This window comes from Mesorhizobium sp. WSM4983 (assembly GCF_029625765.1).
Taxonomy (GTDB): domain Bacteria; phylum Pseudomonadota; class Alphaproteobacteria; order Rhizobiales; family Rhizobiaceae; genus Mesorhizobium.
The window spans coordinates 1-23,497 of the sequence record NZ_JARTVM010000008.1 but is presented as its reverse complement, the minus strand read 5'-3'; the positions used below and the strand labels follow the sequence as shown (position 1 = coordinate 23,497).

The window sequence follows — 23,497 nt, the reverse complement described above, 5'->3', positions numbered from 1 at the left end:
GCTATCTATCACAAGTGCCTCAGCCGTTCAGGCCCAGGGGCGCAGCTCGGCGTTCTTCTTCTCGAAGGACGCGATGGCGCCGGCCTTCTCCATGGTCAGCCCGATATCGTCGAGGCCGTTCAAGAGGCAGTGCCGCTTGAAGTCGTCGAGATCGAACTTGACCACGCCGCCATCCGGGCCGCGGATCTCCTTGGCTTCGAGGTCGATCGACAGCGTGGCGTTGGAACCGCGCGAGGCGTCGTCCATCAGCTTGTCGAGGTCTTCCGGGCTGACCGTGATCGGCAGGATGCCGTTCTTGAAGCAATTGTTGTAGAAAATATCGGCGAACGACGTCGAGATGACGCAGCGAATGCCGAAATCGAGCAGCGCCCAGGGCGCGTGCTCGCGGCTCGAGCCGCAGCCGAAATTGTCGCCGGCGACCAGGATCTGCGCCTTGCGATAGGCCGGCTTGTTGAGCACGAAATCCGGGTTCTCCGAGCCGTCGTCCTTGTAGCGCATCTCGGCGAACAGGCCGGTGCCGAGCCCGGTGCGCTTGATCGTCTTCAGATAATCCTTCGGGATGATCATGTCGGTATCGACGTTGACGATCGGCATGGGCGCCGCGACGCCGGTGAGCTTGGTGAATTTGTCCATGGTCCTTACCCGTCTTCTCTCTGCGGGGAATTTTGCGCACGGCTTTACACAAAGCCGGCGGCAAATGAAAGGCAACTGTTGTCGTGTGGCTTGGGCGATCGAACACAAGATCGGGATCGGCTGCTTTCAAAATCCCGGCCGATCGGGCACCTTGGCTGCATGACGCCGACTTCGAAGGTCCTTTACGCAAGCGAGCCCACGCTCGATGTCGGCGAATTCCGCCGCGTGCTGGTGGAATCCGGCCTCGGCGAAACACGGCCGGTCGACGACGAAGCTCGACTGAAGGCGATGCTCGGCAATGCCAATCTGGTGCTGACGGCACGGCTCGATGTCGACGGCAGGCCGCTTCTCGGCGTCGCGCGCGGCGTCACGGACTTCTCCTGGGTGTGTTATATCTCCGAGCTCGCCGTATCGGCTTCGGCGCAGGGGCTCGGCATCGGCAAAGGCCTGATGGACGAGGCACGCCGCCAGCTCGGCACGTCCGTCGCCATCAGCCTGATCTCGATGCCCGACGCCGTCGGCTTCTACGAGCGCATCGGCATGAAACGCATGCCCGACGCCTTCTGGTTCTCCCGCAAGCGCTGACGCCATTCACCGGCAAGTGATCGCTCGACCTGTCGCAACGCTTGACATGCAACCAGTTGGTTGCATATTAAAGCCATGAGCATGGATGCCGTCTTTCGCGCCTTGGCCGACCCGACCCGCCGGCAATTGCTGGACAGCCTCTATGCCAGGAACGGACAGACGCTGAACGCGCTCTGCGAACGGATGGACATGACGCGCCAGGCGGTGACCAAACACCTGGCAATTCTCGAGGAGGCGAACCTTGTCGCCACCGTTCGCCGCGGCCGCGAGAAGGAGCATTACCTCAACCCCGTGCCGATCAACGAGATCGCCGAGCGCTGGATCGGCAAATTCGAGCGCCATCGGCTGGATGCCTTGAGCGACCTGAAGAAACGACTTGAAAGGGAAGAGCCGTGAGCGACAACACTTTCGTCTACGTCACCTACATCCGCACCACGCCCGAAAAGCTTTGGACGGCGCTGACCGATCCGGAGTTCAACCGGCAGTTCTTCCTCTGCTCCTACCAGGAGAGCGACTGGAAGGTGGGTTCGAGCTGGAAGCTGATCTTCCCGGACGGCCGCGTGGCCGACTCGGGCGAGATCCTCGAGATCGATCCGCCCCGGCGTCTGGTCATCAAATGGCGCAACGAATGGCTGCCCGAGGTGAAGGAAGACGGCTACACGCGCTGTACCTTCACCATCGAAAAGGACGGCGAGCTGATGAAGCTTGCCGTCACCCACGAGGCCGACGGCCCGCACCGGCTGATTCCGAACGTGTCCAAGGGCTGGCCGCTGGTGCTGGCGAGCCTCAAGAGCCTGCTGGAGACCGGCAAGGGTTTCGAGCGCCCGCCATCGAAGGTCTGAACCAGGTATTGAACGGCCGCGGAGGAGGTTGGCAATGATACTGCCGCATGGCTGGCCGCGCGCCATGGCGAACACCGAGACGGTCATGGCTTCGGCGGAACTTCCCGCTTCGCCGCAACAAGTCGTCACCGCGCTTCTCACCAGCGACGTCGAGCGCTGGTGGGGGTCGGCCGAGACCTACCGGATGATCGGCTGGGCCGCCGATCTGCGCGTCGGCGGATCGTGGCGCGTCATCGTGAGGACGGCCGACGGCAGGACCCTGCCCGCCAGCGGCAGCTTCCTCGAGATCGAGACGGGGCGCAGGGTCGTGCAGACGAGGCGCTACGATTGGGATCACCCGACGCTCGGCCGTCACGAAACGACGGTTGCCTATCTGCTGGAACCGACCTCTGCCGGCACGCGGCTCACCGTCTGCCATGGCGGCTTCGCCGGCTTCCCGGACGCCGCGGCGGAGCACGCCGAAGGCTGGGCGCGCGTGCTCGGCTGGCTACAGGCACATCTGGGCTGCCGCCTCGCCGCCTGAGCCCCACCTTGACCTGCAGGCGCGCCTGTCCAGATTGTCGACATGGCCGAAAACAAACCTTTTGTCGGAACAGCCGGATGGACCATACCGGCAGCGCACAGGTCCTCTGTTCCGGCGACGGGCTCGCAATTGGAGCGTTACGCTTCGCGTCTTCCTGTCGTGGAGATCAACTCCTCCTTCTACAAACCGCATCAGCGCGAAACCTATGAGCGCTGGGCGTGCTCGGTCCCGGATCGTTTTCGGTTCTCTGTCAAAATCCCCAAAGCCGCGACCCATGAGCGCCGCCTCATAGATTGCCATGATCTTCTGGATGCTTTCATGGGCGAGGTCGGAGGTCTCGGTGAGAAGCTGTCCGCCCTCTTGGTCCAGCTGCCACCCAGTCTGCAATTCGACAGGCAGATAGCCAAAAAGTTCTTCGCTTTGTTGCACGACAAGACCGACTGCAGCTTGGTCTGCGAACCGCGTCACGCCAGTTGGTTCGAGCCGGGAGCAGACGCTTTGCTGAGCCGCCTCCGCGTCGGGCGCGTGGCGGCGGACCCTGCCTCAGTTCCCGCCGCTTCCGCGCCCGGCGGCTGGCATGAGCTCGCCTATTTCCGCTTTCACGGCGCGCCGCATGTCTATTTTTCGGACTACGACGCCGGCCGGCTGCTGGAAATCAGCGCCCAGCTCGCCGACGCGGGCGCCTCAGCCACCGAGGTGTGGTGCATTTTCGACAATACGGCGCGCGGGCATGCGCTCGGCAACGCGCTGGCGGTCGATGCGATTATGCGTCAGATGACGTTCAATTCCCTGAACGCCCGCCCCGCCGCGACGCGCTCATATCCGAACGCCGTGCAATCGATCGTCCGATAGCCGCCATGCACGATGAGTTCCGAGAGCGCCTTGCCCACCGCCGGCGCCTGCTGCAGGCCATGGCCGGAGAAGCCGTTGGCGAAGAGGAAGTTTTTCACCTCCGGATGCGGCCCGATCACCGCGTTCTGGTCGAGGGTGTTGTAATCATAGTGCCCGACCCAGGCGCGCGTCGGCTTGATTGCCTCGAAGGCCGGGACGCGGGTGGCTAAAGTCGGCCAGATCACGTCCTCGAACAGCGGCCACTCGACCTCGAAATCATTGGGATCGGGTGCATGGTCGCCTTCCTCCGGCTCGGCGCCGCCGGTGAGGTAGACCAAGCCTTCCGGCCGTACATAGATGCCGGAGGGATCGACCAGCAGCGGCATGTCGGCATATTTTTCCCGTGCCTCGAAGACGAAGACGTTGCGCTTGCGCGGCTCGACCGGCAGCGCGAGCCCCGCAAGGGCGGCCACCTTGCCGGCGTTCGGGCCGGCGGCATTGACGATGATGCCGGCCTCCAGCGTCTCGCCATTGGCGAGGGCGACGCCGGTGACGCGACTGCCCTGGCGCGCGATACCGGTGACCGACGCGGTGATAAAGTCGATCCTCCTCTCGCGCAGCGCCTTGCGGAACAGCATCAGCAGCGCATGCGCGTCGAACCAGCCCTCGCCGCCGCGGCCATAGGCGCCCGCGGAAATGCCTTCGGTTGAAAGCCAGGAGAAGCGGCGGGCGAGCTGGCCTGCATCCTCCAGCACGATATCGGCGCCTTCGGCGATCTGCGCCTCGTGATTGGCCTTGAGGATCGGCAGCCCCGCCTCGCCGGCGAGGATCAGATAGCCGCCCTCGCGAAAGCCGATATCGGCATCGGCGCCGAAAGTCTCTTTCAGCTGCCGGAACAGCTGCAGCGTGAATTGCGACAGGCGGATGTTTTCGGGAATGGAAAATTGCTGGCGGATCGAGGCCAGGGACAGCGTCGTCGCCGCTTGCGAGAATTGCGGATCGCGCTCGATCAGCGCGATGGAGCCGGTAAAACCTTCTTCGCGCAGATAGTAGGCGACCGAGGACCCGACGATGGCGCCGCCGATGATGACGATGTCGTAACGCACTTTGTTCTCCGATTCACCGGTCCTCACGCGACCGGCAAATTGATCTCGAAGCGCGCGCCGCGTTCGGAGTCAACCAGCGTTATCGTGCCATCATGCGCTTTCAGGAGGGCCAGCACGATGCCGAGGCCCATGCCGGTGCCGCCGGCCTCGCGTCTTGTGGTGAAGAACGGCTCGAATATTCTTGCGCGATTGGCCGCCGAAATGCCGCCGCCGTCGTCGTCGACGTGGAGGGCCACCCTTTCGCCCGCCTTTTCGGCGCCGACCGTCACCTGCTTCGCGCCGTGCCGTGCGGAATTGTCGATGAGATTGGCGAGCACGATCGCGAGATTCTCGCCCGAGATGCCGAGGCCGATATCGCTGCCCGATTCGACGCGTACCTCCAGCCTGGCGTCGACCGGCAGCAGCGCCAGCGCCGCGCCGATTGTCGTGCTTTCGCCGCTCGGCGCCAGGTTTTCCGCGCGCGCCAGTTCGAGCAGCCGGCGCACCAAGAGATTGAGCCGCCCGGCATCGGTGACGATGTTATTGGAAAAACGCCGTCGCTCGTCCTCGTCCATCGTCCCGCCGGAATCCCTGAGCAGCTCGGCCGCGCCCTGGATCGCCGTCAGCGGCGATTTCAGCTCATGCGAGACATGGGTGGCGAAGGTCTGGATGATGTCGGAGCGCGCCTGGAGTTTTTGCGCCATGTCGAGGAAGGCGGCCGACAGCGCCGCCATCTCGCGCGTGCCGTGATGGGCGAGCGGCCGCATTGCCTCGCGGTCGCCGGCGGCGATGCGTTTGGTGCGCTCGATCAGCGCGTAGATCGGCCGGCTGACGGTGCGGATGAACACCAGCGCGATCAGCAGCGTGCCGCCGAGAATCGCGATCGCCGCGAGCGTGACCTTGCCGCGCTCGCCATAGAGATGTTTCACGATGTTGTTCGGCGTCCGCGACATATAGACCACGCCGGCGACCCTGCCGTCGAGCTCGACCGGCAAGGCGACGAAGACGCGCACCTTGGTGCCGCGGCTCACCGAATAGAGCGGCGGCGGCGGCTGGTCGGGGATCCGCAGGCGAAGCTCGCTTGCATAGGCGCCGGCGAGCGCCTGCCGCACCTCCTCGACCTCACCGAACGACTGTCCGACCTCACCGCCGCCGGCAATCACCACGCCACGCGGATCGAGCAGCCGGAAGCCGGCAAGCGTCGTCTTCTGCGCCTCGTCCAGAATGCCGTCGAGCTTTGCGCCTATGGCCGCGAAGTCCGGATCGGCGGTGGCGGGAACGGCCGCCGGTCGCGACGGCATGACATTGTCGGAGGCAAGATCGAGCTGCGGCTCGATCGGCTGATAGGGATAATTATTGTCCCTTGCAGGATCGGCCGAGATCGGCGTTCCCAACCGTTCCGGAGCAATGCCGGCCGCGCGCACCGCATCGGCATAGACGGCGGCAATCACCGCGCCCTGTGCGATGAGCTCGCCCTCGGTCTGGCGGATCAGCTGGTTTTCATAGAGCCGGAAGAAGAACAGGCCGACCAGCGGCAGCGCCATCACCACGATCAGGATGGCGACGACCACGGTGGCGAGCCTGGGCCGCCATTTCTCCTTGCTCAGCCACCGCATCGGCCGAGCCGGAAGCCGACGCCATGCACGGTCGCGATCGCATCCGAACAGCCGACCGCCGCCAACTTGGCGCGGATGTTGCGGATATGGCTGTCGACCGTGCGTTCCGAGACATGGATGTTGGATTGGTAGGCATTGGCCATCACCGCATCGCGGCCAAGCACATGCTGCGGGCGGCCAAGAAAACCTTTCAGAATCGCGAACTCGATCGCTGTTAGGGTGAGCGGCTTGCCTTCAAAGCTCGCAGCATGACTTGCCGGAACCAGCACGAGCTTGCCATGCGCGAACTGACGGTCGTCGGCGTCTTCCTCCACCACCGCCGGGCGCGCCCGCCGCAGGATGACGTTGACGCGGGCAACCAGCTCGCGTGGGCTGAACGGTTTCGTCACATAGTCGTCGCCGCCCATTTCAAGGCCGAGGATACGGTCGATTTCTTCATCGCGGGCCGACAGGAACAGCACCGGCACGTCGGAGCGCTGCCGCAGCCTGCGGCAGACCTCCAGCCCGTCCATTTCCGGCATGCCGATGTCCAGCACGATGAGGTCGGGCGCGCGGCGCTCGACCGCTTGCAGCGCGGCGGCGCCGTCGGCGACGGCGGCCGTCTCCATGCCGGCCTTTTCCAGCGCGAAGCAGATGATCTCGCGGATATGCGGATCGTCGTCGGCGACGAGGATGTTGTGCGGCATGGAATCGGCAGCTCGCTGAATACGGTTTTGTCATGACAGGTTTAGCAAGCGGGCCGTGCTTGTCGAGACCGCGCAAAGGCCGCCAGTCGTGAAAGCTGGCGTCAAGACCGAACCGTCCCGAGCGCCGCCGCTCGCATGGCATGCCGCAGCCGTGATCTTGGGATGAAAGGAAGCATGACCGCCGTTATGCGCGGCCTCTGCGGCTCGACCAACCACCAGCCTTCGTTGCGGAGGCGCCGGGGCAGGGACCAGCGGGATCTGTGATGTGTTCGCATGCCGCCCTGTTTCGCCGGCGGCTGCGGAAAGCGCGCGGCGGATTGGAGGAGGTTTTCCGCAAGGATTTGCAGATTTCGTGCAGGAGCAAAGTCGTTTCAGGCTGGCGCCGCCTCTCACCTGCCTGCCGGCATCCTCTCCCCGTATAGTGACGGGGAGAGGGGCGCTGCCATCGCCGGCTTCGCCAATCGCCAGCATTGCAGGAGCCGACATCGCGGCCAAGCCCTTTCTCCCCGTCACTATACGGGGAGAAATGCCCGGCAGGGCAATGAGGGGCGGCGCCGGCTTCGACAATTAGCCAGAACGCAAATGAGTTCTATGGTGCCGCGCCTTGCCTCGCCCGCTGCAAGCCGGCATAGATCGGCCATGACCTCTGACACCTACCGCCCGCGCCGCTCGGTGCTCTACGTGCCCGCCTCAAACGACAAGGCGCTGGCCAAGATCGCCTCGCTCGCCTGCGATACCGTCATCATCGACCTCGAGGATGGCGTGGCACTGGCCGACAAGCTTTCCGCCCGCGACAAGCTGACCGGCATCCTCGCCGCGCGGCCGGCGCGCCGCTGCGAGATGGTGGTGCGCATCAATCCGCTCGGCAGTGAATGGGGCATCGACGACCTGTTGACCGTCGCCAAGGCAGAGCCCGACGGCATTCTTTTGCCCAAGATCGGAACGCCGCGCGACGTCCTCGAGGCCGGCGACCTGCTCGACGACAATTTCGCGCCGGATATCGTGAAACTGTGGGCGATGATCGAGACGCCCAAGGCGCTGCTCAACGTCGGCGCCATCGCCGAGCTTGGCCGCGATCCCTCTTCCCGCCTCGCTTGTTTCGTCGCCGGAACGAACGATCTGGTGAAAGCAACCGGCATTCTGGCGACGCCCGACCGGCGCTATCTCACGCCCTGGCTGCTGCAGCTTGTGCTCGCCGCCCGCGCCGGCGGCCTCGACGTGATCGACGGCGTCGCCAACGACTTTCGCGACCTCGACGCCCTCGCGCGGGAATGCGCCGACGCGGCCGCCATGGGTTTCGACGGCAAATCGCTGATCCACCCCGCCCAGATCGAGCCGGCGAACCGCGCCTTTGCGCCGGCGCCGGAGGCCCTAGCCAGGGCGCGCGCGATCAGGGAGGCGTTCTCACGGCCCGAAAATGCCGGCAAAAGCGTCATTGTGCTGGACGGCCGCATGGTCGAGCGGCTGCATCTGGCGGAAGCCGAGAAACTTCTGGCGAAGGCCGCAATCATCGGCGCATGATGCGCTCGAGCGATTCCAGCAAAGATAGACAAGCATTGGTCACGACAGGGTCGAAAATGAAACTCTACCGCTTTCTGTCCGGTCCGGACGATTCCACTTTCTGCCATAAGGTGACGGCGGCCCTGAACAAGGGCTGGCACCTGTTCGGCTCGCCGACCTATGCCTATGACAAGACGACCAAGTCGATGCGCTGCGGCCAGGCCGTGGTGAAGGATATCGAGGGCCAGGAATACACCTCGGACACCAAGCTCAGCGATTGGTAGGAAAGGGCGGCAGCCCTCTCATTCGTCACCCCGCCGCTGCCTGCTCGGCCGCTTCCTCGATCCGCTCCATGTCGTCGTCTGACAGGCCGAAATGGTGGCCGATTTCGTGGATCAGAACGTGGGTGACGATGTCGCCCAGCGTCTCCTCGTTCTCGGCCCAATAGTCGAGGATGGCGCGGCGGTAGAGCGTGATGCGGTTCGGCCCCTCGCCGGTCTGCGGGTTCCAGCGCTCGGCGATGCCGCGCCCCTCGAACAGGCCAAGCAGGTCGAAGGGCGTCTCCAGCGACAGGTCGTCCATGATCTCGTCGGTCGGAAAATCGGCGATCTGGATGATGATCTCGCCGGTGAGCTTGCGGAACTCCTCCGGCAGATGGGCGTAGGCCTCCAGCGCCAGAAGTTCCATCTCATCCATCGATGGCGAGAGTTGGTCATGCCAGATGCGGGTCTTGTAGATGCGGGCCATGAGGTTTCCTTTGACCTCGGCATATAGGCTTTCGCCCCGGTGGAGGCAAATGGGCCCGGCTGGCTGGGTCTTGGAAGCTGAAAGAGGAAGGAATAAATTCCGCATATTGTACTTCGCGTACCCAATGAGGTATGACCTATGCTGAAGTTCCGACTCACCCGAGGGGTGGACCAGTGCTTAGGATCGCATTGCCTTACATTTATAATTTGTCGGCGAGCATAGAACCCGTCGCATCGCTACCCCTGTTCTCACCGGTTCCCTTCAAGGACGTAAGATATAAATTCCTTGCGGCGCATAACGCGATAACTGAGCTAACTACCGCAACGCTGTATGCCCCCTATCTGCGAGCTTCGGCGCTATTGGCTGATAGGGTTTTAACGATACTTAAGACCCACCTTGACGACCAGGACGCGGAACGTGTCCTGCCCGATTTTGAGGTTTATTGGGTAAAATCCCAAGTGGAACAGTATAAGACTGCGCTATTGGCTGAAATCGGGGTCTTGCATGCGTATTTCGTCGTGCAGAAAGGCGCTTTCGACTCTTGGTCGCTATTGATGTTTGGCGAAAACCTCTTCCCGGCTGACCTTGGGTCTAAGGTTCCGGAAGCGATTTTCGACGCGAAAGAAGCCGGGAAAAGTCTCGCCTACGAGACTCCAACCGCCGCAGGCTTTCATCTGTTTCGGGTACTCGAATGCGTACTGCGCCGCTACTACACGCATGAGACCGACGGCAAAGCGCAGCCCAAGGTTCGCAACATAGCTGTGTACGTCAATGCAATGCAGCAGGCGCAGAAAGGGGATCCAAGAACCCTGTTCCTCATAAAGGAAATCTCAGACAGGTTCCGAAATCCCCTGATTCATCCAGACGCTGTTCTAACTGTAGATGATGCAATTGCGGTTCATGGATTGGTGAGAGCCGCAGTTTCGGAGATGTTGAAAACGTTGCCGGTACCGCCAGTGACGACAACCTCGGCAGCAGCTATTTCCGCTTCGCCGGCTTAGCAATCTTCTCCAAAGCGCGGTCGAACGCATCTCTGGAATCATCAATTTCTAGCTCCCGAGCGGTTTTCTTGAACCGCTCGGATTGCTCTTTTTGACTAAGCTTTACGGCCTTTTTGCCGAGCGGCTTTCGGGCGGTATTTGGACGGTCGCCAGACGCCATAAGGGGCCTCACCTTGCAGAAGTTGTTTGATAAGTCAGGCGCTTGCCTACGATGCCATCAAGAATGCGGCCCGCGCGCGCCTCGTCGTTTACGCCAAGGGCTACGCGCTGATTGTGGCGGAAGTCGAATTCCGCAAGGTAGCGGTGAAGGTGCTTCTCAGCGCAATGCTGATAGGTGCCTTTCATGCAGCGCTTAAACACGCTGAAATAGCCTTCGATGGTGTTGGTGTGGACGCCACCGCGCACATACTCGCCAGCCGAATGCTTGACGGTCATGCGGCTAAGGAAGGAAGCGCCGATAGCCGGGTAAAGGCGGCTTTCGTCGGTGAACAACATGCTTTCGTGCGCGATGTTGTCAGAAACCAGAGTTGTTCTCCTTGGTGGCTTGCGCGACATGGAAGGTGCGCACGTTGCCGCCGCGTTCAATAAGGCCAAGGATAGCGCGCTTCTCAGCGGCCTTACCCTGCTTGATGTAGGGACGGCCACGACGATGCTTGGACGGCTCCGGATTGGCCTTCTTGCCCCAATAGGTCTCATCCGCTTCGACAATCAGACCGTTGCCACCAAGTGGGCCAAGAGTGCCGTCGCGCATGGCCTCACGAATGCGGTGCGACATGAACCAAGCAGTTTTCAGGGTCACGCCAAGGGTGCGGTGAAGCTGGTTGCTCGAAATGCCCTTCTTGGATGAGGCGATAAGGAAAATCGCCTGCAACCAGAAATGCAGCGGAACGTGGCTGGCCTCGAAGATGGTGCCGACCTTGACCGTAAAGGGTTTCCGGCACTGGTAGCACTTGTAGGTGCCGATCCGGGTGCTCTTGCCTTCCATCTTCGAGATGCGTTCGAAGCCGCCGCAATGCGGGCAAACGGGACCATTCGGCCAAATCCTAGCTTCGACAACCTTGTAGGCTTCGGCCTCGTCGTGGAAATGGCGGTCTGAAAGAACGGACATCGGTCTAACTCCTTATGGAATCAACCTAATCCGTTTCCGTGGGTACGTCAAGTATAATATAAGGAATAAATTCCTTGCGACTCCGCTTGACTCTTCCAGGCCCCTCTGGAATCTATAAGAACATAACAGGAACAACTGCTGCCGGAAGTGAACGTCATGGCGATAAGCGCCGTGGCGCGGGAAACTGTTTTTGCCCTGCGCCGCCAGATCGCGAAGATCGAGGGAACGCTGCCCGAGCGCCTGGAAGCGCCGGCTTCCGGCGCGCCAAAAGCGATTCCAGGAACAGTGCGAAGCGGTTTTCCGTCCGGACTTGCGGAAAAACAAATAGCTGGCGATGCCGCGGGATCGGACGCCACCCCCGAAATCACCATCGTCCGGCGCGGCCTCGCTGTGGCCTTGCCGGATGCCTTCCTGAACACCGGCGTAGAACGCCTCGACACCGCCCTCGGCGGCGGCCTGCCCAAGGCGGCGCTCAGTGAAATCCATGGGCTGGAGACCCGCGATGCCGGCGCCGTGGCCGGCTTTGCGCTGTCGCTCGCCAGCCTGATCCTCCAACAGAAGCAGGGCCTGCCGGTCCTCTGGATCGGAACGGCGGAGATTTTCCGCGAGGCCGGCTTTCCCTATGCCAGGGGCCTCCACGCCTTCTTCGGCATCGAGCCCGAACAATTGCTGTTTTCCGAAGCGCCGAAACTGGTCGACGCGCTGTGGATCGCCGAGGAGGCCGCCCGCATGACGGCCTTCGCCGCCGTCCTCCTCGAGATCCGCGGCAGCCCGCGGCTTCTCGACCTTACCGCGACGCGGCGGCTGCACGCCCGCGCCCAGAGCGCCGGCCGGCCGGTGTTTTTGCTGCGTCAGGCCGGCCACGCCGAGCCCACCGCGGCGCCCGTGCGCCTCATTGTTTCGGCAGCGCCCGCGGCGAGCCGCGAAACGCTCGCCGGCGCGCTGGCCGGCTCGATCGGCCGCCCCGCCTTCACCGTCGATATCGGCAAGAGCCGCACGGCCCTGCCCGGACAATTCACACTGGAGTGGAACCCCGATGAGCACGCTTTTGCCGAAAGAAGGCCCGAGGAAGAGCGGGCAGCGAATTCTGTCGCTGTGGTTCCCCTATCTTTGCGCGGAGCGGATCCTGCGCCAGCGTCTGGGGCGGTCCTGGCGTTCCCGGCCCTCGCATCACCTGCCCCCATCTTGCCCACCGCTTGTGATCAGCCATCGCGACAGCAACGCCCAGCGCATCGCAGCCCTCGACGAGCGGGCTGAGGCGCTGAAGCTGAAGCGCGGCATGGGCATTGCCGACGCGCGCGCCATGCATCCGTCGATCGATGTGGTGGAGGCCGACCCGGAGGCCGACCGCCGCCTGCTCGAAGGCCTCGCCGACTGGTGCGACCGCTACACGCCGCTGGTGGCGATCGACGGCGAGGACGGGCTGTTTCTCGACGTCACCGGCTGCACGCACCTGTTTGGTGGCGAGCGGGCCATGCAGGACGAGATCCTCACCCGTTTCTTCCAGCAGGGTTTCGATGTTCGCGCCGGCCTCGCCTCGACGCCGGGCGCCGCCTGGGCGGCGGCGCGCTTCCACGGCGACCGCATCGTTGCCGGCGGCGAGGAGGCGGCGCTGCTTTCGCCCCTGCCGCTTTCGGCGCTGCGCATCGCGCCGGAAACCCGCGCCAGCCTGGAAAGCGTCGGCCTGCGCACGGCGGGGGCGGTGATGGCCGCACCCCGCGCGCCGCTCGCCCGCCGCTTCGGCGCCACCTTGCTTCTGCGCCTCGACCAGGCGCTCGGCCGGCTCGACGAGGCGGTGTCGCCGCGCCTTCCCGTGGCGCCGCTCTCGGTCGAGCGCCATCTTGCCGAGCCGATCGTGCTCACCGACGACATCGAGCGGCTGGTGAGCCGGCTTGCCGTGGCCTTGAAGGCCGACCTCGAGCGCCGCGGCGAAGGCGCGCGGGCGCTCGCCCTTCTCCTCTTTCGCGTCGACGGCCTCGTCAGCCGCATCGCGGTCGGCACCTCGCGCCCCATGCGCGAGCCGCAGCTGATCCGAAAGCTGTTTCACGAACGGCTGACCGCGCTGGAACAGACCATCGATGCCGGCTTCGGCTTCGACCTCGTGCGGCTGTCGGTGCTTTCGGTCGCCGCCTTCGACATGCTGCAGGGCGACCTTGCCGGCGAGACAAGCGACGATGACGCCGACATCGCTTTATTCGCCGACCGCGTGCGTGCCCGCCTCGGCGAAGCCGCCGTGCTGAAGCCGGTCATCGTCGATAGCCACCTGCCGGAGCGCGCCGTTACCACGGTTCCTTTCGCGGAGGCGCCGCAAAGGCGCATGCCGCCGAAGCCCGACCGGACAGCACCTCCGATGACCATCTTCCCGCCGGAGCGGCCGGTACGGCTGTTCCGCTCGCCCGAGCCGATCGAGGTGCCGGCGACCGAGATCCCCGAGGGCCCGCCGATGAATTTCCGCTGGCGGCGCGCGCTTTATCGCGTCGCCCGCGCCGAAGGGCCGGAGCGCATCGCCGCCGAATGGTGGCGGCAGCTGCCCGGCGAGGAAGAGGCGCCGACGCGCGACTATTACCGCATCGAGGACAGCGAGGGGCGCCGCTACTGGCTCTACCGCCAGGGCCTCTACAGCAGCGCCTCGCAGGGCGCGCCGCGCTGGTTCATGCACGGCGTCTTCGCATGAACGCGCTGACCGCCATCCCCTATGCCGAGTTCGGCATCCAGTCGAACTTTTCCTTCCTGCGCGGCGCCTCCAAGCCCGAGGAGCTGGTGGTCACGGCGAAATTCTACGGCTTTTCCTCGATCGGCCTTGCCGACCGCAACACGGTCGCCGGCGTCGTGCGGGCCTGGCAGCAGGCCAGGGTCGAGAAGCTGCCCTATCATCCCGGTTGCCGCCTGGTTTTCTGCGACGGCACGCCGGACATTCTGGCTTACCCCCGCGACCGCAAGGGCTGGGGACATCTCTGCCGCATGCTGACGCAGGCCAATCTGCGCGACGAGAACGAGAAGGGCGCGACGCTGCTCGAACTCAGCGACCTTCTCGAATGGGGCGATCTGATGTCGCTGGCGATCCTGCCCAACCTGTCGGGAGGCGCGGAAGACAATCTGACGCTCATTAGCCGGCTTAAGGATCGTTTCGGCGCCGCGCTTCGGCTTGCCGTGGCGCCTGATTACGGCGGCAACGACCGCTTCCGTATCGAGCAGGCGGCGGCGATGGCCCAACATCTGCACATCCCGCTGATGGCGACCAACGACGTGCTCTATCATGCCGCCGACCGCCGCCCGCTGCAGGACGTGCTGACCGCGATCCGCCTCAACACGCCGGTTTCCGAGGTCGGGCTGGAGCTGACGGCAAATGCCGAGCGTCATCTGAAGACGCCGCTGGAGATGGCGCGGCTTTTCCGCCGGCACCCTGAAGCGCTGGCGGAGACGCTGCGCTTCGCCGACGAGCTCACCTTCTCGCTCAGCGACCTCGAATACAATTATCCGGACGAGCCGACGGAATCCGGCCTCGGACCGCAGGCCGAGCTCGAACGCCTGGCGCGGGAAGGAGCGGCCGTGCGCTATCCGGCCGGGGTCCCGGAAGAAGTGCTGCGGCGCATCGGCAGCGAGCTCGCTTTGATCGAGCGGCTGAACTATGCGCGCTATTTCCTGACCGTCTACGACATCGTGAAATTCGCCCGCAGCAAGGGCATCCTATGCCAGGGGCGCGGCTCGGCCGCCAATTCGGTCATTTGCTTCTGCATCGGCATCACCGAGGTCGGCCCTGACCGGATCGATGCCCTCTTCGAGCGCTTCATCTCCGAGAAACGTAACGAGCCTCCCGACATCGACGTCGACTTCGAGCATGAACGGCGCGACGAGGTCATCGCTTATATTTACGAGAAATACAGCGCCAAGCGCACGGCGCTGGCCGCCGCCGTCATCAGCTATCGCGGCCGCTCCGCCCTGCGCGAGGTGGCGAAGGCCATGGGCTTGTCCGAAGACGTCCGGAGCGCTCTGTCGAGCACCATCTGGGGCTGGTCGACCTCGGAGCTCGGCGAAAGGGAAGCCAATGCCGGCGGCCTCGACCGCGCCGATCCGCTGTCGCGGCAGGTGCTGGAACGCGCCAACGAGATCATCGGCTTCCCCCGCCATCTCTCCCAGCATGTCGGCGGCTTCGTCATCACCCGCGACCGGCTCGACGAGGTCGTGCCCATCGTCAAGACGGCGATGGAAGAGCGCAAGATGGTCGAGTGGGACAAGGACGATCTCGACGCGGTCAAGATCCTCAAGGTGGATGTGCTGGCGCTCGGCATGCTGACCTGCCTGAAGCGAGCCCTGACCTTGCTCACGCATCATTATCCGAAGGCGCGTGACAAATACGGCCGGCCGCATCAGTTGAGCTCGCTGCCACCGGAGCACCCTCGCGTCTACGACATGATCTGCCGGGCCGACACGCTGGGCGTCTTCCAGATCGAGTCACGCGCCCAGATGTCGATGCTGCCGCGGCTTCAACCGCGTGAATTCTACGATCTGGTCATCGAGGTGGCTATCGTGCGGCCCGGCCCGATCCAGGGCGACATGGTGCACCCCTATCTGCGTAGACGGCAGGGCAAGGAGAAAGCCGAATACCCGAAGCCGGAATTGAAGGAGATTCTCGGCAAGACGCTGGGCGTGCCGCTGTTCCAGGAGCAGGCGATGAAGATCGCCATCGTTGCCGGCGGCTTCCAGCCGGGCGAGGCCGATGAGCTGCGGCGCGCAATGGCCACCTTCAAGCGCACCGGCACAATCGGCAACTACCGCCAGCGCATGATCGACGGCATGGTCGACAAGGGCTACCAAAAGGAATTCGCCGAGCGTTGCTTCAAGCAGATCGAAGGCTTTGGCGAATATGGCTTTCCGGAAAGCCATGCCGCCTCCTTCGCGCTGCTGGTCTATGCCTCCTGCTGGTTCAAGACCTTCTATCCCGACGTGTTCTGCGCCGCGATTTTGAACTCGCAGCCGATGGGGTTCTATCAGCCGGCCCAGCTCGTTCGCGACGCGCGCGACCATGGCGTGGAGGTGCGCGAGGTCGATATCAACCATTCCGTCTGGGATTGCAGGCTGGAGGAGGCCGGTTTCGATCCTTCGCGCATCCTCGAACGCCATGCCTCGATGCGCGGCGTCATCGAGACGGCTCATGCGGTGCGGCTTGGCTTCCGTCAGATCAAGGGGCTTTCGGAGGAAGGGATGGAGGCCGCCGTCGCCCGGCGCGGCGACGGCTATCGATCGGTCAGGGATGTCTGGCTGCGTTCGGGCCTCGATGTCGGCGAGATCGAAAGGCTGGCCCAGGCAGACGCCTTCCGCTCGCTCGGCCTCGACCGCCGCGCGGCGCTCTGGGAGGTGCGCGCGCTGGACGGCAGGAGCGCAGCCGAGAAACTGCCGCTGTTCGACCAGCCCACGCTCCGCCTGCGCGAGCTGGAGCCCGAGACGAAGCTGCCGAAAATGTCGCTCGGCGAGCATGTCGTCCACGACTATCGCTCGCTCGGCCTGTCGCTGAAGGAACATCCCGTCGCCTTCCTGCGCGAGCGGCTTGACCGCGCCGGCATCACACCCAATTCCCGCCTGCCGTCGGTGCGCGACGGCCGCCGCGTCACCGTCGCCGGCCTGGTGCTGGTGCGCCAGCGCCCCGGCAAGGGCAATGCGATCTTCCTAACGCTGGAGGACGAAAAGGCGATCGCCAATGTCATCATCTGGCCGCGCGTCTTCGACCGCTTCCGCTCTATCGTGATGGGCGCACGCTTCATCCGCGTCACCGGCAAGCTGCAGCAGGAATCGGATGTCATCCACATCGTCGCCGACAGGATCGAGGATTTGACGCCCTGGCTGAGCGTCCTCCTGCAGGAGCCGCCCACCATCGAGCATCAGCCCGCCGGGTCATCGAATGGACCGGAGCGCTCCGCGAACCGCAGCCTGCCGGTGGAGCGGCAGGATGTCGACGCCCTGTCGGGCGCGGCGCAACGGGTCATGCCCAAGGGGCGCAATTTCCAGTAGCGGCAACCGGCCCGCCGGCGCGATTCACGACGGACCGCCGAGCCGCGGCGGCGGCTTGAGCGCGTCTTCGGCCGAGATCGTGCGCGCTTCCGAAGGCAGCATGATCGGGATGCCGTCACGCACCGGATAGGCAAGCTTCGCCACGCGCGAGATCAGTTCGCTGCGCTCGGCGTCCCAGGTCAACGGTCCTTTGGTCAGCGGGCAGGCGAGCAGTTCCAGCAATTTCGGGTCGACCGTGGCTTTGCGCCCGTCACGTCCGTCCGCCATCTCGCTTTTCCATTGTCCAACTGCCGCCGGCCTAAGTGTTGAGATTCAGGTCAGGCCGATTTCACCTGAATCATTGCGCTTACTGCAGGCTCGAGCCAAAATCCTCATCCTCGCGCGCCAGCGTAATTTCGGTGATGGCGATCAGCGTCTCGGCGCGCGTCTTCAGGTCCGCCGCCTCGAGCAGGGCCTGCTTCTCGGCCGGCCCATAGGGCGCCATCATCGACAGCGCGTTGACCAGCATGGCGTTCTCCGCGCGGCTCACGCTTTCCCAGTCGGCCTCGAGGTCGTTGGCCTGCAGATAGGCGCGGAACGCCTTGAGCAGGGCAGGGCGGTCGACCTCGGCACCGGCCGGATCCTCCTCGAGATCGGCGAGGAAAGGGGCCATCCGGCATTGCCGGAACGGCGTCTTGACCGCCAGCTCATCTGTGACGCGGAAGCGGCAGACGCCTTGCAGCGAGATCAGGTAGCGCCCGTCGCCGGTCTCGGCAAGCGAGATGATGCGCCCGGCACAGCCGACGCTGCAAAGCTCGGGCTCGCCGTCGTCGCGCAGCGCGCCGTCGAGGCTGGGCTGGATCATGCCGATCAACCGCGGCCCGGCCATCGCCTCATCGATCATCTCCAGGTAGCGCGGCTCGAAAATGTTGAGCGGCATGCGGCCGCCGGGCAGCAGCAGCGCCCCGGCGAGCGGAAACACCGGGATCCTCGACGGCAGATCCCTGGCGAGCCGGTAGCGGGCGTTTCCGACCTGCACCTCAACCCTCCGCCTGCACTTCAACTCTCGAAAGCGTCGCCGGGCAGCGCATCAACTGCGATCTCCTCTTACGCAACCCAGCCTGTCTAAACCCTCAACCGGCAGGGGCAAGCCGCTGCCGCCTATCTGGCGCAGTTGGCGCCTTGCGCAAGACCCTCCTGGCAAAAGGGGCCGGCAGCCAAGCCGGCAAAACGCTCAGGAGAACAACAGCGACGACAGCTTGCGCCGCGCCGACAGCGTCGCCTCGTCGGTCATCCCCCATGCCTCGAAGAACTTCAAGAGCTGCGCACGCGCGCCATCGTCGTTCCACGTCCGGTCGGCCCTGACGATCGCCAGCAGGTTGTCGGCGGCCTGCATCCGCTCGCCGCGCGCATTCTGCACCATCGCCAGGTCGAACCGCGCCTGGTGATCGTTCGGATTGGCGGCGAGCCGGCGTTCGAACTCGGCCGGATTGCCGAGCGCGGCGGCTTCCGCCGCGAGCGTCATCTTGGCGCGCAGCGCGGCAAACGCCGGCGCGTCCTTCTTGTCCTCCGGCGCCCTGGCAAGCACCGCCTCGGCGCCTTGGCTGTCGCCGGCCTCGAACAGGATCTCGCCGAGCCCGGCGATGGCCTCGATGGTTTCGGGCGACTGCTCGAGGATCGCATCATAGATGTCGGCCGCGGTCTGGGTGTCGCCTGCCTCGCGCGCCTCGGCGGCCGCGGCCAGCGCTTCGGTGATCTGCGGCGCGCCGCCGCCCTTGCCGCCGACCTTCTGGATGAACTGCGTGATCTGGCTTTCCGGAATGGCGCCCATGAAGCCGTCGACCGGCTGGCCGTCCTTGAAGGCGATGACCGCGGGAATCGACTGGATGCCGAGCTGGCCGGCGACCGAGGGATGGTCGTCGATGTTCATCTTGACCAGCTTGACCTTGCCGCCGGCAGCCTTGACCGCCTTTTCGAGCTGCGGCGTCAGCTGCTTGCACGGGCCGCACCAGGGCGCCCAGAAGTCGACCAGCACCGGCTGGCGGCGCGATTCCTGGATGACGTCGGCCGCGAACGTCGCGGTCGTCGTGTCCTTGACGAGATCCGCGGCCGCAGGCGCCTCGCCGAGCGAGACCTTGCCGCGGTCCGCCCCGCCATATTGCAAGGATTGGGCGTACTGGCCGGCATTGCCGCCAAATGAGCCGCTGAACGGATTGTTGTCACTCATGTCGTCGCCCTTTCGGTCGCGTCGTCGCCGGCTTCGGGGTGCGGCGCGTTATTATCGGATTTCGGTTTCGCCATCCATGTGGCGATCAGCCCGAGACTTTCAAGATAACAGGATCGTGGCCCGTTGCCTCGACGAATTTGACGAGATCGGCAGCGGCGATGGCCGTCGTCGCCTCATTGGTCAGCGGATGGCCGTTGATGACGTCGTGGCTCATCAATTCCTGGTCCAGAACCACCTTGATCCGCCCGGCCGTGTCGTTGATCAGGCCGAAGATGGTAACCGCGCCGGGAATGACGCCGAGCAGCTCCATCAGCATTTCCGGCTTGCCGAAGGAGACGCGGCTGGCGGCGCCGATCAGATGGTGGATCTGCTTGAGGTCCACCACGGCCTCCTCGCCGACGGTGACGAGAAAGTAATTGTCCTTCTTGTCCTTGAGGAAGAGGTTCTTGGTGTGGCCGCCCGGGATCTCTCCGCGCAGCGCCTGCGAATCGGCGACCGTGAACAAGGGCGGGTGGCGCACCGTAGAGACGGAAATGCCGAGATCGGCAAGAAATGCGTAAAGCTCGGCTTCGGTCTTCGGCATCGGTCCTCGCATCATCTGGAAAGCTTGTGCCGTTTACGGCCAACGATGCCCTTGGGGCAAGATCGCCCGGTTGAGCCAACGCAATCCGCCGCTTCGAAACCAACCTTCCCTATAGGAAGAGCTAGCTCCAAAAAGACCGTCATTTCCCTGTTGCAATCGCCGCGCTCTTCGGCCATATAGGCGCGGCTTGCGGCCCAAGGCCGCGCGAGCGGGTGTAGCTCAGGGGTAGAGCACAACCTTGCCAAGGTTGGGGTCGGGCGTTCGAATCGCCTCACCCGCTCCAGTTTCCTTCAGGGAATCAAGCAAACGAAAAGCCGCGGTTCGCCGCGGCTTTTTCGCGTTTGTAGCCTTCAGAACAAGATTCCGTTGCGCGCCGTCCCCCATACTGTGGCGACGCAGTGAACGATCCCGATCGGCAGCGCCAGCAACGGCTTGGAGCGGATCAGAAGGATATAGATCGTGAATTGGGCGCATGCCGCGAGCAGCCCAGGCAAAGCGCCAGCGCCCGCCATCATCAGCAGCATCATCCAGGGGACCACGACGAAACCGGGAACGTTCGTTCCGTGCCCTGCGCCCATCGTGAAAAGCGCGATGAGGAACCCGACAAGGCCCAGGCCGACGCCGGCCGCGATTGTCTTCAGCATGACGCTGCTCTCCGCGATCTGTGGCTCGGCCCATGCTGGCCGGGCAAAATAGAGGAACGTCGCGACGGAAAGGAAGCGCCCTGCCGCCCACTCCTGACGGTTTGGCGCCTTTGCTGGAACAATTCCAGGAAAGTCCCTAACGGCTCTTCCTCCTCGCCGAAGCCTTCAGTCCGGAATTGCGCAAAAAAGGAAGTCGAGCGGTTCGGCGTTTCCATAAAACGAACCGCTCTACCCAAGCCTCGCCCTCGTCGTCCTCGGCGTCGCCAACAGCAGGCTCGTCTCGCTGCCGGTGATCCCGGGGATCAGCCGGATGCGACGCAGCACGGCGTCGAAGTCCGTGAGTGAGGCGGTGCCGAGTTCGACCACCAGGTCCCAGCGGCCGTTGGTGGTGTGGATGGTCGACACCTCGGGAAAGCCGCCGAGCGCCCTGATCACGCGGTCCGCGGCATGGCCCTCGATCTCGATCATCATCACGCCGCGTATCCTCTGGTCAACCGTGTCGGCGCGCAGCACCACCGTGTAGCCGATGATCTCGCCGGACTTTTCCAGCCGCTCCATCCGCGCCCTGACCGTCGCGCGCGAGACGCCGAGATCGAGCGCGAGATCGGAGACGCTGCGCCGCGCATCGTGCCTCAGAAGCGTCACCAGTCTCTCGTCGAGCGCGTCCATGTTGACCATTTCGAACAGCCGATATGCCCACTATGATAGATCGGCCTTTTCGAAATGCCAATTTACCCTATTCAAACCGCCAGGCAGCGGTGGTTCACTCCGGCAAATCAAACGCAAAAGCGGAAAGAAGTGATGCGCTGCAGGATCGTTGGCGCGCCGGTGCAGGACGGCGCGGGCCGGATGGGATGCGAGATGGGGCCGAGCGCGCTGCGCACCGCAGGGCTTGTCTCGGTGCTGTCGGAGCTTGGCCATGAGGTCGAGGACTGGGGGGCGGTTGAGAAGGCGGCGGCGCGCCCTGTCGCTCATGGCAATCTCGCCCTGAAGGCGCTGCCCGAAATCTCCGCCTGGACGGCGGCGATTTCCGAGACCGCCTACGCGGCTTCGAGGGATGCCATGCCGATCTTCCTCGGCGGCGACCACTCGATCTCCGCCGGCACCGTCTCCGGCGTGGCGCGCCGCGCCGCCGAACGCGGCCGGCCGCTCTTCGTGCTGTGGCTCGACGCCCACCCGGACTTCCACACGCTCGACACCACCACCAGCGGCAATCTTCACGGCGTGCCGCTCGCCTATGCCAGCGGCCGCCCCGGCTTCAACGGCTATTTCCCCGACCTGCCCGCCGCAGTCGACCCGGCCCGCGTCTGCACCATGGGCCTGCGCAGCGTCGATCCGGCCGAGCGCCGCGCGCTGAAGGACGCGGGCGTGACCGTGCATGACATGCGCGCCATCGACGAGCACGGCATCGCCCCGCTGCTGCGCGCTTTCCTGGCCAGGATCGAAGAGGCAAACGGGCTGCTGCATGTCAGCCTCGACGTCGACTTCCTCGACCCCTCGATCGCGCCGGCCGTCGGCACCACGGTTCCCGGCGGCGCCACCTTCCGCGAGGCGCATCTGGTGATGGAGATGCTCTCCGACAGCGGCCTGGTCTCCAGCCTCGACCTGGTCGAACTGAACCCGTTCCTCGACGAACGCGGCCGTACCGCGACCCTGATGGTCGACCTTACCGCCAGCCTGATGGGCCGCCGCATCATGGACCGCCCGACCCGCAGCCATTCCGGAAGCCTCTGATCATGACCCAGCCGTCCCGCCTTGCCATCGTCCCCTTCGTCAGCGTCGACCGCATGATGAAGCTTGTGCTCGCCATCGGCCTCGAGCGCTTCCTCACCGAGCTTGCCGGCTATATCGAGGAGGATTTCCGCCGCTGGGAGCTGTTCGACAAGACGCCGCGCGTCGCCTCGCACAGCCATGACGGCGTCATCGAGCTGATGCCGACCAGCGACGGCCGCCTCTACGGCTTCAAATATGTCAACGGCCACCCGAAGAACATGCGCGAAGGCCGCCAGACCGTCACCGCCTTCGGCGTGCTCGCCGATGTCGGCTCCGGCTATCCGATGCTCTTGACCGAGATGACGATCCTGACGGCGCTGCGCACCGCCGCGACCTCGGCGGTTGCCGCCAAATATCTGGCACCGAAAGGGTCGCGCGCCATGGCCATCATCGGCAACGGCGCCCAGTCCGAGTTCCAGGCCGTCGCGTTCAAGGCGCTTCTCGGCATCGACCGGCTGCGGCTCTACGACATCGACCGCTCTGCTTCCGAAAAATGCGCCCGCAACCTCGCCGGCAAGGGCTTCGACATCACCATCTGTTCGACCGGGCAGGACGCGGTGGAAGGCGTCGACATCATCACCACGGTGACCGCCGACAAGCAGTACGCCACCATCCTCACCGACAACATGGTCGGCTCCGGCGTCCACATCAACGCCGTCGGCGGCGACTGTCCCGGCAAGACCGAGCTGCACCGCGATATCCTTTTGCGCTCCGACATCTTCGTCGAGTTTCCGCCGCAGACGCGCATCGAGGGCGAGATCCAGCAGCTCGACGCCGATCATCCGGTGACCGAGCTGTGGCAGGTCATGACCGGCCAGGCCAAGGGCCGCAAGACGAAGGAGCAGATCACGCTGTTCGATTCCGTCGGCTTCGCAACGGAGGATTTTTCCGCGCTGCGCTATGTCCGCGACCAGCTTCAGGCGACCGGCCTCTACGAGGAGCTCGACCTGCTTGCCGACCCCGACGAGCCGCGCGACCTGTTCGGCATGCTGCTCAGGGCCGCCATGCAGCCGGCGGCGTGAGGGAATGAGCGCGTGATCTCCCCCCTTGCGGGCAGGGGAATCGCAGATAAGTTGATTGGCTATTGCCAAGCCGCAAAAGAAGGATTCTTGAGAGGCTTTCTCGTAG

Annotated in this window: 25 protein-coding genes, 1 tRNA gene and 1 pseudogene; 14 read left to right on the top strand and 13 right to left on the bottom strand. The window is 64.5% G+C overall.

Annotation, left to right across the window (positions count from 1 at the left end):
- Window positions 1-27: 27 nt before the first annotated feature.
- Window positions 28-633 carry a 3-isopropylmalate dehydratase small subunit gene (leuD, locus tag P9254_RS20510; protein ID WP_066991643.1) on the bottom strand — a complete coding sequence of 202 codons (606 nt, stop codon included), beginning with the start codon at window positions 631-633 and terminating at the stop codon, window positions 28-30.
- A gap of 159 nt (window positions 634-792) precedes the next feature.
- Between leuD and P9254_RS20505 the strand changes: the two genes are divergently transcribed.
- The 5 genes from P9254_RS20505 (at window position 793) to P9254_RS20485 (ending at window position 3,435) form a co-directional block, all read left to right on the top strand.
- Window positions 793-1,218, top strand: a complete 426-nt coding sequence (locus tag P9254_RS20505; RefSeq protein WP_067323604.1) for a GNAT family N-acetyltransferase — start codon at window positions 793-795, stop codon at window positions 1,216-1,218.
- Between the two features lie 75 nt (window positions 1,219-1,293).
- Entirely contained in the window at window positions 1,294-1,614 is a 321-nt protein-coding gene (locus P9254_RS20500; protein WP_095782759.1) for an ArsR/SmtB family transcription factor, read from the top strand.
- On the top strand, window positions 1,611-2,060 hold the full coding sequence (locus P9254_RS20495; protein ID WP_066991633.1) for an SRPBCC family protein: 450 nt from the start codon (window positions 1,611-1,613) through the stop codon (window positions 2,058-2,060). Before P9254_RS20500 ends, P9254_RS20495 begins: the two co-directional genes overlap by 4 nt.
- Before the next feature lie 34 nt (window positions 2,061-2,094).
- Complete coding sequence (locus P9254_RS20490) at window positions 2,095-2,583, top strand: SRPBCC family protein (protein WP_067323600.1); 489 nt, start codon at window positions 2,095-2,097, stop codon at window positions 2,581-2,583.
- 42 nt (window positions 2,584-2,625) lie between these two features.
- A complete protein-coding gene (locus tag P9254_RS20485) occupies window positions 2,626-3,435 on the top strand; it encodes a DUF72 domain-containing protein (protein WP_278057019.1) in 810 nt (269 codons plus the stop codon).
- On the opposite strand, the gene P9254_RS20480 is transcribed toward P9254_RS20485, so the two are convergent.
- The 3 genes from P9254_RS20480 to P9254_RS20470 are packed head-to-tail and all read right to left on the bottom strand — an operon-like array spanning window position 3,354 to window position 6,801.
- Window positions 3,354-4,520: an NAD(P)/FAD-dependent oxidoreductase gene (locus P9254_RS20480; RefSeq protein WP_278057018.1), complete on the bottom strand. Its 1,167-nt coding sequence runs from the start codon at window positions 4,518-4,520 to the stop codon at window positions 3,354-3,356. The genes P9254_RS20485 and P9254_RS20480 overlap by 82 nt on opposite strands.
- A gap of 23 nt (window positions 4,521-4,543) precedes the next feature.
- Complete coding sequence (locus P9254_RS20475; RefSeq protein WP_278057016.1) at window positions 4,544-6,115, bottom strand: ATP-binding protein; 1,572 nt, start codon at window positions 6,113-6,115, stop codon at window positions 4,544-4,546.
- A complete protein-coding gene (locus tag P9254_RS20470) occupies window positions 6,103-6,801 on the bottom strand; it encodes a response regulator transcription factor (protein WP_278057014.1) in 699 nt (232 codons plus the stop codon). Before P9254_RS20470 ends, P9254_RS20475 begins: the two co-directional genes overlap by 13 nt.
- Before the next feature lie 639 nt (window positions 6,802-7,440).
- On the opposite strand from P9254_RS20470, the gene P9254_RS20465 reads away from it, so the two are divergent.
- Window positions 7,441-8,322 carry an HpcH/HpaI aldolase/citrate lyase family protein gene (locus P9254_RS20465; RefSeq protein ID WP_278057012.1) on the top strand — a complete coding sequence of 294 codons (882 nt, stop codon included), beginning with the start codon at window positions 7,441-7,443 and terminating at the stop codon, window positions 8,320-8,322.
- A 56-nt stretch (window positions 8,323-8,378) separates the two neighbouring features.
- On the top strand, window positions 8,379-8,585 hold the full coding sequence (locus P9254_RS20460; RefSeq protein WP_095776719.1) for a DUF1737 domain-containing protein: 207 nt from the start codon (window positions 8,379-8,381) through the stop codon (window positions 8,583-8,585).
- Between the two features lie 25 nt (window positions 8,586-8,610).
- Here the strand turns inward: P9254_RS20460 and P9254_RS20455 are convergent, their stop codons facing one another.
- A complete protein-coding gene (locus P9254_RS20455; RefSeq protein ID WP_066991616.1) occupies window positions 8,611-9,048 on the bottom strand; it encodes a metallopeptidase family protein in 438 nt (145 codons plus the stop codon).
- Between the two features lie 173 nt (window positions 9,049-9,221).
- Between P9254_RS20455 and P9254_RS20450 the strand changes: the two genes are divergently transcribed.
- Window positions 9,222-10,049 (top strand): hypothetical protein, encoded by an 828-nt coding sequence (locus P9254_RS20450; RefSeq protein ID WP_278057011.1) that lies wholly within the window; start codon window positions 9,222-9,224, stop codon window positions 10,047-10,049.
- Here the strand turns inward: P9254_RS20450 and P9254_RS20445 are convergent.
- Window positions 10,027-10,209 carry a hypothetical protein gene (locus tag P9254_RS20445; protein WP_278057009.1) on the bottom strand — a complete coding sequence of 61 codons (183 nt, stop codon included), beginning with the start codon at window positions 10,207-10,209 and terminating at the stop codon, window positions 10,027-10,029. The genes P9254_RS20450 and P9254_RS20445 overlap by 23 nt on opposite strands.
- Before the next feature lie 8 nt (window positions 10,210-10,217).
- A pseudogene (locus P9254_RS20440) lies at window positions 10,218-11,157 on the bottom strand (IS1595 family transposase).
- A 156-nt stretch (window positions 11,158-11,313) separates the two neighbouring features.
- Here P9254_RS20440 and P9254_RS20435 point away from each other — a divergent pair.
- From P9254_RS20435 to P9254_RS20425, 3 genes are read left to right on the top strand one after another with little or no spacing between them, the layout of a single operon-like run.
- On the top strand, window positions 11,314-12,414 hold the full coding sequence (locus P9254_RS20435; protein ID WP_278057008.1) for an ImuA family protein: 1,101 nt from the start codon (window positions 11,314-11,316) through the stop codon (window positions 12,412-12,414).
- On the top strand, window positions 12,356-13,831 hold the full coding sequence (locus P9254_RS20430) for a DUF6504 family protein (protein WP_278057007.1): 1,476 nt from the start codon (window positions 12,356-12,358) through the stop codon (window positions 13,829-13,831). The genes P9254_RS20435 and P9254_RS20430 overlap by 59 nt, the downstream gene beginning before the upstream one ends.
- Window positions 13,828-17,163: an error-prone DNA polymerase gene (locus P9254_RS20425; RefSeq protein WP_278057006.1), complete on the top strand. Its 3,336-nt coding sequence runs from the start codon at window positions 13,828-13,830 to the stop codon at window positions 17,161-17,163. The genes P9254_RS20430 and P9254_RS20425 overlap by 4 nt, the downstream gene beginning before the upstream one ends.
- A gap of 24 nt (window positions 17,164-17,187) precedes the next feature.
- On the opposite strand, the gene P9254_RS20420 is transcribed toward P9254_RS20425, so the two are convergent.
- The 4 genes from P9254_RS20420 to P9254_RS20405 form a co-directional block, all read right to left on the bottom strand.
- Window positions 17,188-17,430, bottom strand: coding sequence for a Trm112 family protein (locus P9254_RS20420; protein WP_067323589.1), 243 nt, complete (start codon window positions 17,428-17,430; stop codon window positions 17,188-17,190).
- Window positions 17,431-17,509: 79 nt separating this feature from the next.
- A complete protein-coding gene (locus tag P9254_RS20415; RefSeq protein ID WP_095777066.1) occupies window positions 17,510-18,181 on the bottom strand; it encodes an LON peptidase substrate-binding domain-containing protein in 672 nt (223 codons plus the stop codon).
- A gap of 195 nt (window positions 18,182-18,376) precedes the next feature.
- Window positions 18,377-19,369: a thioredoxin gene (gene trxA, locus P9254_RS20410; RefSeq protein ID WP_127403877.1), complete on the bottom strand. Its 993-nt coding sequence runs from the start codon at window positions 19,367-19,369 to the stop codon at window positions 18,377-18,379.
- Between the two features lie 85 nt (window positions 19,370-19,454).
- Window positions 19,455-19,952, bottom strand: a complete 498-nt coding sequence (locus P9254_RS20405; RefSeq protein WP_067323583.1) for a prolyl-tRNA synthetase associated domain-containing protein — start codon at window positions 19,950-19,952, stop codon at window positions 19,455-19,457.
- 208 nt (window positions 19,953-20,160) lie between these two features.
- On the opposite strand from P9254_RS20405, the gene P9254_RS20400 reads away from it, so the two are divergent.
- Window positions 20,161-20,235 (top strand) — tRNA-Gly (locus P9254_RS20400).
- A 67-nt stretch (window positions 20,236-20,302) separates the two neighbouring features.
- On the opposite strand, the gene P9254_RS20395 is transcribed toward P9254_RS20400, so the two are convergent.
- Complete coding sequence (locus tag P9254_RS20395) at window positions 20,303-20,596, bottom strand: hypothetical protein (protein ID WP_095825137.1); 294 nt, start codon at window positions 20,594-20,596, stop codon at window positions 20,303-20,305.
- Window positions 20,597-20,824: 228 nt separating this feature from the next.
- Window positions 20,825-21,265: an Lrp/AsnC family transcriptional regulator gene (locus P9254_RS20390; RefSeq protein ID WP_095799946.1), complete on the bottom strand. Its 441-nt coding sequence runs from the start codon at window positions 21,263-21,265 to the stop codon at window positions 20,825-20,827.
- Between the two features lie 132 nt (window positions 21,266-21,397).
- On the opposite strand from P9254_RS20390, the gene rocF reads away from it, so the two are divergent.
- Both rocF and P9254_RS20380 read left to right on the top strand, forming a co-directional pair.
- Entirely contained in the window at window positions 21,398-22,330 is a 933-nt protein-coding gene (gene rocF, locus P9254_RS20385) for an arginase (RefSeq protein ID WP_127325181.1), read from the top strand.
- Window positions 22,331-22,332: 2 nt separating this feature from the next.
- Window positions 22,333-23,391, top strand: coding sequence for an ornithine cyclodeaminase (locus tag P9254_RS20380; protein WP_095799579.1), 1,059 nt, complete (start codon window positions 22,333-22,335; stop codon window positions 23,389-23,391).
- Window positions 23,392-23,497 lie beyond the last annotated feature (106 nt).